Origin of the sequence: Psychrosphaera sp. 1_MG-2023 (assembly GCF_030548245.1) — a bacterium.
GTDB lineage: Bacteria > Pseudomonadota > Gammaproteobacteria > Enterobacterales > Alteromonadaceae > Psychrosphaera > Psychrosphaera algicola.
In genome coordinates, this window is sequence record NZ_JAUORW010000003.1 from 125,438 (window position 1) to 137,156 (window position 11,719).

General features: G+C 40.8%; 10 protein-coding genes. 5 read left to right on the top strand and 5 right to left on the bottom strand.

The features are described from left to right. Positions 1 to 7: 7 nt before the first annotated feature. Positions 8 to 742, bottom strand: coding sequence for an ABC transporter permease subunit (locus Q4575_RS03500; protein WP_215962294.1), 735 nt, complete (start codon positions 740 to 742; stop codon positions 8 to 10). Between the two features lie 18 nt (positions 743 to 760). Beyond that, positions 761 to 1,687: an ABC transporter ATP-binding protein gene (locus Q4575_RS03505; RefSeq protein ID WP_215962199.1), complete on the bottom strand. Its 927-nt coding sequence runs from the start codon at positions 1,685 to 1,687 to the stop codon at positions 761 to 763. 248 nt (positions 1,688 to 1,935) lie between these two features. Here Q4575_RS03505 and tsaA point away from each other — a divergent pair, with 248 nt between their 5' ends. Together tsaA and Q4575_RS03515 are read left to right on the top strand one after the other, a co-directional pair. Continuing rightward, complete coding sequence (gene tsaA / locus Q4575_RS03510) at positions 1,936 to 2,652, top strand: tRNA (N6-threonylcarbamoyladenosine(37)-N6)-methyltransferase TrmO (protein WP_303521331.1); 717 nt, start codon at positions 1,936 to 1,938, stop codon at positions 2,650 to 2,652. Beyond that, complete coding sequence (locus tag Q4575_RS03515; protein WP_303521332.1) at positions 2,649 to 3,710, top strand: galactose oxidase; 1,062 nt, start codon at positions 2,649 to 2,651, stop codon at positions 3,708 to 3,710. The genes tsaA and Q4575_RS03515 overlap by 4 nt, the downstream gene beginning before the upstream one ends. 49 nt (positions 3,711 to 3,759) lie before the next feature. Here Q4575_RS03515 and Q4575_RS03520 read toward each other — a convergent pair whose 3' ends face one another. Further along, the gene (locus tag Q4575_RS03520; protein WP_215962202.1) at positions 3,760 to 4,524 is read right to left on the bottom strand and encodes a DUF2310 family Zn-ribbon-containing protein; all 765 of its coding nucleotides are present in this window, start codon (positions 4,522 to 4,524) and stop codon (positions 3,760 to 3,762) included. Between the two features lie 155 nt (positions 4,525 to 4,679). On the opposite strand from Q4575_RS03520, the gene Q4575_RS03525 reads away from it, so the two are divergent. From Q4575_RS03525 to Q4575_RS03535, 3 genes are all read left to right on the top strand, one after another. Continuing rightward, complete coding sequence (locus Q4575_RS03525) at positions 4,680 to 6,401, top strand: proline--tRNA ligase (protein ID WP_303521333.1); 1,722 nt, start codon at positions 4,680 to 4,682, stop codon at positions 6,399 to 6,401. Further along, positions 6,401 to 7,024: a bifunctional phosphoribosyl-AMP cyclohydrolase/phosphoribosyl-ATP diphosphatase HisIE gene (gene hisIE, locus Q4575_RS03530; protein ID WP_215962204.1), complete on the top strand. Its 624-nt coding sequence runs from the start codon at positions 6,401 to 6,403 to the stop codon at positions 7,022 to 7,024. Before Q4575_RS03525 ends, hisIE begins: the two co-directional genes overlap by 1 nt. Positions 7,025 to 7,175: 151 nt before the next feature. Continuing rightward, complete coding sequence (locus Q4575_RS03535; RefSeq protein WP_303521334.1) at positions 7,176 to 8,144, top strand: WD40 repeat domain-containing protein; 969 nt, start codon at positions 7,176 to 7,178, stop codon at positions 8,142 to 8,144. Between the two features lie 21 nt (positions 8,145 to 8,165). On the opposite strand, the gene Q4575_RS03540 is transcribed toward Q4575_RS03535, so the two are convergent. Continuing rightward, positions 8,166 to 10,691, bottom strand: a complete 2,526-nt coding sequence (locus Q4575_RS03540; RefSeq protein WP_303521405.1) for a glycoside hydrolase family 3 protein — start codon at positions 10,689 to 10,691, stop codon at positions 8,166 to 8,168. 110 nt (positions 10,692 to 10,801) lie between these two features. After that, on the bottom strand, positions 10,802 to 11,713 hold the full coding sequence (locus Q4575_RS03545; protein ID WP_303521335.1) for a hypothetical protein: 912 nt from the start codon (positions 11,711 to 11,713) through the stop codon (positions 10,802 to 10,804). Positions 11,714 to 11,719: the final 6 nt, after the last annotated feature.

The window sequence follows — 11,719 nt, forward strand, 5'->3', positions numbered from 1 at the left end:
AGCTCCCTTAATCGGCTTTTTTATTTTCAATAATGACTAGGCCGGCCGCTAGCCAGCAAACAATCACAACAACAAAATACCCAACATCTTTAAGTGAAATGACACCTTTAGCTATTGCGTCAAAATGTTGAAGAAAAGATAACGAGGCGATAACGTCAATGACGACTGAAGGCAACCAGCCTTGAAACGCCCCTAAAACCGCATCACTGCCGCTAAGAACAAATAAAAAGCTAACAGTAACTGCCAAAATAAATGCAACAACTTGAGATTTAGACAACGCAGACATACAAATGCCCACTGCCAAAAATGCGCCGGCCATTAGCCAGCTTCCAAAGTACGCAGCAACAATGACACCATTATCGGGAGCGCCTAAGTAATTGACCGTAAGCCATAGTGGGAAAGTAAGAACTAAGGCTAACCCTAGCACTAACCAAGCCGATAGAAATTTAGCTGCCATTGCCTGGACCGTTGTAATAGGCAGTGTCATTAATAATTCTATCGAACCACTACGTCGTTCTTCACTCCAGGTCCGCATCGCAAATGCTGGGACTAAAAATAGGTATAGCCATGGATGGAAATTAAAAAATGGCATTAAGTCTGCTTGACCTCGTTCATATAACCCACCCAAGTTAAAGGTCATAATTCCGCTCATAACTAAAAATATGGCGATAAAAACATAGGCAACTGGTGTAGCGAAAAACGACAAAAATTCTCGTTTGGTTAAAATAGAAATCATTGAAATGTTGTTCATCATTGTCTCCTATTTCACAATTTCTGAGTTTGAGGTGAGTTCACGGAAAATGTCATCGAGTCGCCCTTTTTCGCTATAAATGGCATCGATTTCAATATTTTCATTTTGAATAAATTTGTACACTTGGTTAAATATGTTTTGACCATTTTGAGGCTTTATTGTCACCATATTGCCCGACACTTCGACCGCCGCAATATCGTTTAACGATTTAAATTGGTCTTTATCTATGTTGCTTGAAGATGTTTCAATCGTAACTGCATTGTGGAATGACGACTTGTTTTGCAGTTCATTTGGTGTTCCATCAAATATTTTTTGACCATTTGCAATGATCACAGCTCGATTACACACCGCTGTTACTTCTTCAAGAATATGAGTAGAGACAATTACGATTTTATCTTTAGCCATCTTCTGGATCAGTTCTCTGACCTGATGTTTTTGATTTGGATCTAGACCGTCAGTCGGCTCGTCTAAAATAAGTACTTTTGGATCATGTAAAATCGCTTGAGCTAATCCTACTCGTCGCTTAAAGCCTTTAGATAAATTATCTATTGGTTTATCTAATACCGACTGCAGTTCGACGCTTTTAATGACCCGGGCAAGTCGCGCTTGTTTTTTACGCCCTGTTAAGCCACGAATATCCGCAATAAAATTTAGGAATTGTGCTGGTGTCATATCACCATAAGCGGGCGCACCTTCCGGCAAATAGCCAATGAGCTTTTTCACATCTATCGGTGACTGTTTTATATCAAATCCATTAACCCATATGGCGCCAGAGGTGGCATCTAAAAATCCGGTTAACATTTTCATAGTCGTCGATTTCCCGGCCCCATTTGGCCCCAAAAAACCGACAACTTCGCCTGGCTTAATCGTAAATGAAAGGTCATTTACTGCAGTAAAGTCGCCAAACTGCTTTGTAATATTTTTAATTTCAATCATCGTTTAATGATCCCTCTGAATAACGTGTATCGTCACTTTTTGTTAGAAACAACATAATCAAAATTATTTGGGCGAGGCCAAATCAGCATTGATATAGGGACGGCTAAATTGATTTCAAGCATGCGAATTAAAATACTAATATTGCAGAATATTCAGACCAGTTTCAGCAGAAATACCCTATCAACTTTGATATTATCTGATTTCTTAAATACACCGAATTTTTCGACCCAATAGTTAAGAAGAACCTTTTGAATACGCTAACGCCTTTTACCGTCAATCCCATCGGATTTGTTGCATCACCTTTTAAAGAAAAGTTCGGCATTCCTAGGCAACCGAAACTATGTCCGGTGTCGAGTTTATTGTGGCTTCACGGTGATGCCAACAATATCGATTGCATTAGAGATATCGAACTTAACTCGCATATTTGGGTTCTGTTTCAGTTTCATCAAAACAGTCAACAAGGCTGGCACCCATTAGTCAGACCGCCGCGTTTAGATGGCAATAAAAAAACCGGCGTATTTGCAACTCGGTCACCCTTCAGACCGAATCAAATTGGTATGTCAGCGGCAAAATTACTCGATGTTGGTGTGACAGATAAAAAGGTATGGCTTGAAGTTGAAGGATTAGATTTGCTCGACGGTACGCCAATCGTCGATATTAAACCCTATATTCCTTATGCTGATGTAATACCGGAAGCAACGTCGGAATTTGCGCCATCGGCACAAGAAACACAACTCAACATTCGTTTTTCAAATGCCGCGCATATAGTCATAGAGGAACTTAAGACCTTAATACCTAATTTAAAGATCGTAATAGAGCAAGTTTTGAAGCAAGATCCCCGTCCAGCCTACAAAAAAGGCAAACCTGATGATAAAATTTATGGTATTCGTCTTTATGATCTAAATATTCGCTGGTCTATCGACGCGGATGAATGCCATGTTTTAACTATAGAGCACGTTTTATGAAGTTAATTAACGCTATTTTTTCTGTTTTATTTTTATTTCCTTTGTTCCAAGTTTTCGCTAACGAGTTCCCACTTTTACCGGAGCCTGTCACCAACAACGCTGTTGCAACCGTAACGATTGACGATGTGCAATATATTGTGAGTTTTATGGGGCTCGCTGCGGGCAAATCATACAAAGATGTTCACAACAAAACATGGAAAATGACAGTTGATAAAGCGGGTCAATATTCGCCATGGCAACAAGTGCGTTCGGTCCCTGGCAGCCTAAAATTAAAAGGTCGACTTGCCAGTATCGCCATTGGTGTTGACGACAAAATATATCTATTTGGTGGCTATACTGTCGCGTCCAATCATACTGAACAGTCAGCGCCGGACGTTTATTCATATGACGTATTAACCGACCATTACAATTTGTTGCCTCCTATGCCCGTTCCTGTAGACGACGCCATCGCCCTGAGTTACCGCAATCGATACATATACTTAGTATCTGGCTGGCACAACGATGGCAACGTAAACCTAGTTCAAATGTATGACATTGTTAAAAATGAATGGCGTCAAGCTAGCCCGTTTTTAGGCGCGCCAGTTTTTGGTCACGCCGGCGGAATTGTCGATAACCAATTAATGGTATGCGACGGTGTAAAAACTGTTGCCCACATGACTCGCCGTCGCAGTTTTGCCCAGCAAACAGCTTGTTTCTTAGGTGAAATTGATGTCATGAATCCTGCCCAAATTAATTGGTATGAATGGGTCCATCCAACTGACGAGGGGCGATATAGAATGGCCGCTGCAGGCGACATCGAAAACGATAGAATTATTTTTGTTGGCGGCGCGACAAATCCATATAACTTTGACGGCATCGGCTATGACAAAATCCCGTCGGAACCAACCTCCGAAATTTGGAGTTATTACTTGTCGACACGCACTTGGAAAGTGACGGAGTCCAAAGAAACAACAATGGATCACCGCGGACTAATAAATGTGGGGGATAAATGGATTACGGTCGGAGGCATGGGCAACAAACAAATCGTGTTAGACCAGGTCAAAACTCACATTCAGTAGCTAAGGTAAAATTTAGTCGCACCTAAAACAAACTCAAACTACGTTGGGACTATTGCCAGTCCCAACTAATATTGGATAACAGCAAACAAGAGTCGCATTTAAAATCAAATAACTGATGTAACGATTCCGCTAAAGCCCAGGGTTCTGAACAACCAGGGCACAAACGTTGTTGTTCTAACGCAAGACTCTCACCACCAACTCGATACAGATATCGATACACAGGAACCTTTAGCTCATCACTTATTTGCTGACAGATATCTAGGCCGTTTTGCATTAACTCGCTATCGGGTTGTGATAGTTGCTCTACGACAAATGGCTCAATTTCGGCTAATTCGTTCATTTGTAATTGATCACAGGCCGCTTGAGATTCTTGCCATTTGATCAGGTCGTAACGAATTGACTCCGGTAGCTTATATAATGGGATAGGTAAAAAATGGTCCATACACCTTACAGGTGAACATGACTGAACAAAGGTTGAATACAACACCAGTGCGCTAGGTACTTTACACAAATCGGCAAAATCAGATTGGCTTTCCAGCCCCAGTACCTTAAATTGTGGTAACGCTAATCCACACTTGGCAATGGCTTCAAATGCGCCGGTTACATTATCAGTATTGTATTTAACAGCTACCGAATCTTGTTCGGGACAGACAAATATTACGTCAAAATGATCGTCAACCAAAATGACCGGAAACTCACGACCGATGATCTGACCGTTATACCGATATTCATCTAATAACGCAGAAATAACCGTTTGGGCCTCGGAAATTTCAATATCGACGGCGCAATTGAAGCTTAATTGACATACATACATAAATTAGTTCTTAAAAAGTGACAGTTATTTCAGTTTGGATATTTATCCAAAGCCATTTGATTGCTAGAATCCTCCGCCATTCTAACCTGTTTTTATCCGAATATTGGAATTAGGATCAGGTCCGGTCAATTAGTGAACAACGAGACAATAATCGCATGCGTACTAGTCAATATATTATTGCTACATTAAAAGAAACGCCATCTGACGCTGAAGTGATCAGCCATCAGCTTATGTTAAGAGCGGGAATGATCCGCAGACTTGCTTCTGGTTTATACACTTGGTTACCCACTGGCCTCAAAGTTGTTCGTAAAGTAGAACAAATTGTTCGTGAAGAAATGGATAAAGCAGGTGCGCTCGAAATGTTAATGCCTGTTGTTCAACCTGCCGATTTGTGGGAAGAGTCAGGCCGTTGGCAAGAGTACGGCCCAGAGTTATTGCGTATCAAAGACCGCCACAATCGCGACTTTGCCTTAGGTCCAACTCACGAAGAAGTTGTGACTGAGTTTGTCCGTAAAGAAATCAACAGCTATAAACAGTTGCCATTAAGTCTTTATCAAATCCAAACAAAGTTCCGCGATGAAGTTCGTCCACGTTTTGGTGTCATGCGTAGCCGCGAATTTGTCATGAAAGATGCGTATTCTTTCCATTTAAGCCAAGAGTCTTTGCAACAGACGTATGACAAAATGTATCAAGCATATTGCAATATCTTTGAACGTTTAGGTTTAGATTTCCGTCCGGTTATCGCTGACACAGGTTCAATTGGTGGTGACGCGTCTCATGAATTTCATGTATTAGCTGATTCGGGTGAAGACGACATCGCATTTTCGACTGAAAGTTCATTTGCGGCTAATATTGAAAAAGCAGAGGCGCTTGCGCCAAAAGACACTGCTGATGCAGCAACTCAAGAGTTAACGCTTACCGATACGCCTAATGCAAAAACAATAAATGATTTGGTAGAACAGTTTAGCGTAAACATTGAAAAAACAGTGAAAACATTGATTGTTAAAGCCTCTGATGATGTTGACGCTGAATATGTAGCGTTAGTCGTACGTGGTGATCATGAACTCAATGAAATTAAAGCTGAAAAACTTGATGAAGTTGCATCGCCATTAGAAATGGCAAGTGAAGAAGCAATTAGAGATGTAATGGGCGCATCAGCAGGCTCACTAGGCCCAATCAATTGCCCAATTCCGGTCATTGTTGACCGAGCTGCCGCCGTTGCATCTGATTTTTCTGCCGGAGCAAACGTCGACGGTAAACACTACTTTGGTATTAACTGGTCACGTGATCTTGAATTACCAACCGTTGCTGACATCAGAAATGTCGTTGAAGGTGACCCAAGTCCATGTGGTGAAGGAACAATTACCATTAAACGTGGTATTGAAGTTGGTCATATTTTCCAACTTGGTACTAAATACTCAAAAGCAATGAACGCTGGCGTATTAACGGAAACAGGTAAGCACCAAGTATTAGAAATGGGCTGTTATGGTATTGGTATTACGCGAATTGTAGCCGCTGCTATTGAACAGAATCATGACAAATTTGGCATTAAATGGCCAAACGCATTAGCACCGTTCCAAGTTGCTATCGTGCCTATGAACATGCACAAGTCACACCGTATTCCTGATATCGCTAATGCGATATACGACAAGTTAGTGGCAAAAGGCATAGAGGTTTTATTTGACGACCGTAAAGAACGCCCTGGTGTCATGTTTAACGATATGGAACTTATGGGCATTCCGCATCAAATCGTTATCGGTGAACGTAACTTAGACAACAACCAAGTTGAATATAAGAGTCGTACCACCGGTGATAAAGAATTATTAGACGTTGACGATGCTGTTGACTTCGTTTTAAACCAAATTAAGAATGCATAATGAAAGTAACTACAGAAAACCTAAGTAACTTAGCTTGGGATAAAATGGAAGGTTTATTGCCTTGTATTGTTCAAGACGCTGCAAGTGGCAAGATCTTGATGCAAGGTTTTATGAATAAAGACGCGGTTAATGCTTCTTTAGACAGCGGTAAAGTGACGTTTTTTAGTCGCAGTAAAAACCGCCTTTGGACTAAGGGGGAAAGTTCAAGCAACTTTTTAAACCTAGTTGAATTGTCTGTTGATTGCGATCAAGACTCGCTAATCGCGCTTGCGCATCCAGACGGACCAACCTGCCACACTGGTACAGAAACGTGCTGGCACGACGGTACAGCTCAACCTGAAATTAGCTTTATTTCAGATTTAGAGCGCGTTATTGCGTCGCGAAAAGGCGCTGATGCGGACTCGTCATACACAGCTTCTTTATATGCCAGTGGCATTAAACGTATCGCTCAAAAAGTGGGGGAAGAAGGCGTTGAAACTGCTCTTGCGGCGACGGTTCAAGATCTTGAAGAACTTAAAAATGAAAGTGCTGATTTAATTTATCACTTATTGGTTCTTCTTCAAGCGTCTGACTTAAGCCTTAGCGATGTTATTGGTGTATTAAAGAAACGTCACGCTAAGTAGCGCTTGCGAATAAACTTATCGTTAGTTTATAAAACAGCTCATTTTTGAGCTGTTTTTTTTATGGCTATAGTTTGGTTTCGCTAAGGCATAACTTGTGTTATTCGTCAAAACTCGCTATAAAAAACCATAAAAAATAAGGACAGTATAGTTAATGCGTATATTACTTTTAACTCTCGTCTGTTATGTGTTGGTTGCATGTGGCGGAACCGAACCACTTAAAGAAATTGGTGAACCCTATCAACTAACAGAACTGCCGTTATTACGCGCTCAATTTACGGCACATGGTGAAACAGCGGTAACGCTATCGCAAATTGATGTAACACTGTGGAATATCAAAAATGAACAACCCATATTTAGCCATTTGTTTTCCCCAGAAAATGAAGAACAATTTTTTGTCGCCCTTGCTAAAAATCAGCAGGTCCTTGCTACAGCAGGCAAACAAACCGTTACCCTTTTTGATGTTAAAAAGAACCAATTAAGTTTAGCTTGGAAAGTATATGGAACCGTTGAACACGCTGCTATTTCTACGCTAGCGGTCAATTCTCATGGAGATAAAGTTGTTGTTGGACTCACCGATGGCAGTATTTCTGTCACCGATGTTAAGAGTAAAACAAGGTTACTTTATCAACCTCACTTAAGTGAAATTCAATTTCTATTTTTTAATCAATTGGAGAACAAACTGATTACCGCAGGTGTTGATGGTCGACTCGTTGTTCTATCCCTTGATACCGGTGTAATAGAACAAGAATATGAGTTCCTATCAAGGATCACTGCTTTACATGTCGAACCGCGAACTGGCAATGTTTTTGCGTCCGATGCACTAGGCAATGAAATCATTACCCATATCGATAACATTCATAAATCAAAAAGTTTATCTTATATTGAACGGAACCAATATTTTCGACAGGCACGATTTATTAACCAATCACTCCTAGTAACAAGCAATTCGAAAAATAAGCTGACGGTTTGGAATTTAGAAAACGGCAAAGAAATTGCGTCTGGAAATATTAAGGCATTAACCGCAAGCTCCTCGACCAGTGACTTAGTTATTTCAGGAAGTTCTATTTTGAGTTTGTCGACTGATGGGATTGTACAAAATTGGCCAATCCCATCAATTTAGTTTGATGTTAGGAAACGCAGGTTATTGATAAACAAAACGCTGATTTAGTCTTAAGTCAGCTAATGAACTGCCAATAAAAGCCTCAAACTCACCTGCTTCATATCGCCAAGCATTTGTTGATTCATCCCAAAACGACAAGTCCCTTGGCTTAAGTGTTAATGCCACTTGCTGCGTTTCCCCTGGGTTTAATTCAACCTTAGTAAAGCCTTTGAGCTCTTTTAGCGGTCGTTCTACTGAGGATTCAACATCATGAACGTATAACTGTACAACTTCTTTGCCTTTTACCAAGCCAGTGTTTTTGACATCCAAAGTCAGTTTAACGTTGCCGTCTGACAATGGCGTGATCATAAGGTTTTGATAGTCAAATGTTGTATAAGAAAGACCATGACCAAATGGAAATAACGTATCGATTTGTTGCTGTTCAAACCAACGGTATCCAATAAATACCCCTTCTTTATACAAAGATTCAGTAGCATTGTAATCATCGAGTTTAATTGCAGCTACGTCACTAAGTTGTTTTGGCAAAGTGATCGGCATTTTGCCACTTGGGTTTACTTTACCCAATAGAACATTCGCAAGTGCGTTGCCAGCTTCTTGGCCGCCGTACCAGCCCCAAACAACACTTTTTGCTTGTTCTACCCAGGGCATTTCAACAGCAGAACCCGCGACCATAACAACCGTTGTATTGGCATTTACAGACAATAAATTACTGATAATTTGATCCTGACCATTTGGCAGTTTCATATCCGTACGGTCAATTGCTTCACGGTCATCAGCGTGGCTCAAGCCACCAAAATAAATAATGGCATCTGCTTTTTTAGCCGCTGCTAAATATTGTTCTTTCTCCAAAAATAGACCTCCAGGTGACTGCCAACCTAGAACAAAGTTATTTTTTCCTTGGTATTCAATTTCAAAATCATAAGCTTTACCAGCCATCAAATTCATACTGACTGGACGACGGGAGTCAGATATCATTCGTCGACCATCAACATATAGAGCAAATTCACCGCCAAACTCAGCCTGTAATATATGCTCGCCGCTTCGTAACGGCTTAATCGTCGCCGACATCTTAATGTACTTTTTAGCACCGTCTGAGTTTTTATATTCAGAGTTTACAATCCAAGATTCGCTTGTTTTGGTTTTATAGCGTCTGCCTTGGTAAAAACTGATATTCCAAGCTGGTGTTCCCGTCCAGTGACGTGTCGCAATAAAATCTGCAGGTATAGGGGATATGTCGTCAGGCTGGGCTCGTAAAAAGGTAATTTCAACGTCATTGCCTAATGCATTTTTCAACCCCTGTAACGGTGTAATTTCATACAAAGATTTAATTTCAGATGAACCGCCACCAGCGCCATGTGCTTTGTCTGCATTAGGTCCCATGACTAAAATCGACTTTATTTGGGTTGGATCAAGAGGCAAAACATTGTCATCATTTTTGAGTAGCACGACGCCATTTTCAGCTATGGTTCTCGCCGCAACTTTATGTTCTTGGGTATTTCGTTGACCTGATTTTCGCGACTTATCCATCATGCCGATGTTAAATTGCACGCGTAAAATACGTCTGACTTTGTCGTCCAAAACCGATGGTTCGATATCGCCGTTGACTATCATTTTTTTAAAATTATCAGCGAGAACATAATCGTTATAGTTTTTAACGTCGGTACCCATTTCAATGTCTAAACCGTTAACCGCGGCATCAAAGGTATTGATATTGACGTTCCAATCGGTCATCAACACGCCTTCAAAACCCCACTCGCCTTTTAAAATATCCATGACAAGATGTTTACTTTGGTTAGCATTTGTACCGTAATAATTGTTATATGCCCCCATTAATGCCCATGCTCCACCCTCTTTAACAGCGGCTTCAAATGCAGGCAAGTAGACTTCTCTTAATGTACGCTCAGATGGCCTAGCATCAACGCCTGTACGATTGAGTTCTTGCGTATTTAAGGCGTAATGCTTAACCGTCGCAGCCACGTCGTTTTGTTGAATTGCTTTTACTTCAGGTACAACAAGCTTGGCCGCTAAATAAGGATCTTCACCCATGTATTCAAAATTTCGGCCATATAAAGGCAACCGAGCCATATTAACACCTGGGCCTAAAATAAAGTCTTTTCCACGGTGACGGGCTTCACTGCCTAAAACATTGCCGTGCAAAGTGGCCATTTCTACATCCCAACTTGCGGCAACCGTTGTTAATGGTGGTAAGTACGTTGAATGATCACTTTCTAAATTTGCCGGTGCCCAATCATGTCGATTAATTTCATAACGAACCCCATGTGGACCGTCAGATAAAACCATTTCATGGATACCTAAACGCTCAACTGCACCAATACTAAATTTTGAATCAGCGTGAACCAAACCGAGCTTTTCGTCTAATGTCATTTGCGCCAAAAGAGACTCTATTTGCGATTCAAAATCGGGGGTTTTGTCTAGCTGAACTTGTGATTTCTGTTCAGGTTTTTCTAACGACTGTTCCGTTGTCGCATTACAACCATAAACTAACGAAATCGCCAGTAATAGCTGGGTGGATTGACTAAGAGACATCACGACTCGAACTCCATTGTTATCTATTTAGTGAGTAGTTTTGGTGAATTTCACTTGTGAAAGTAAAGAGTCTACCAAGTTCTGTTAAGCGAAATTACATTTAACGAATTTTACTTAGGTGTGTTGATCGCCAATTGGTTCAATTGCAAATAGCTTTCAATATACAATTCATCATTTTTAAATCGGTTATTAAAATCCGCCGACTGATTCATCAAGTTCTCTAATGTCGTCAGCCCTACCGTATCAGCGGTAATAATCAGGCCATACACTTTTGCTGACCGGTCAATCGCGCTGAGCGGACTTTTCCGATAATTTTTACTGTTGTAAAACGACATATCTTTTGCAGCAATGAGTACATTAGACGGACTTTCAGTGGCCTCCAATGAAAGGAACGCTTTTGCGTAAGTTGTTTGGACATCGATTTTGTGATGAAACTGGCCATAAAAAGTCGCTGCAAAGTGATGCCGTGGAGAAAATAATTTGTCGATAAATTGGTGTTCTATATTGTGCGGTGATTTTGGCGCTATAGGCAAGTAACTTAGTGCTTTGGAAACCCGCAAATTCAGTTTTAATGAATCAATATCGTCAAATGTAAAGTTGTATTCTGACAAATCAAACTCAATGCCATTTACATGTTGGTTTGTATTATTGAATAATTTTCTAACTAGCATAACTTCCAAACGAGACTGGGCAAGATTTATTTTGGGATCGTATATACTGGAGCCTCGTTTTTTTGAAGTCGATTGATTTGTACTTATATTGCCTGAGTTGAGCGCTGAGTTAGCATGAGAAGCCATGTCTGCGTATTGCAGTTCCGCGGCAATTTTAGCTTGGTTACTGGCGTGGTTCCAACTTGTCACTTTAGTTAAATCGACCATAAGCTCGCCAGCGTGCACAACGTTAGGCATCGCTAGCACGCCAACGAGCACAAAACCTAAACGTTTCCTAAGGCAATTCGTCGTAAGCCGAAATACGGCGCAAATACCTAAGAAATAAAATACGTTTACCTTACTGCTTTGCATAGATAA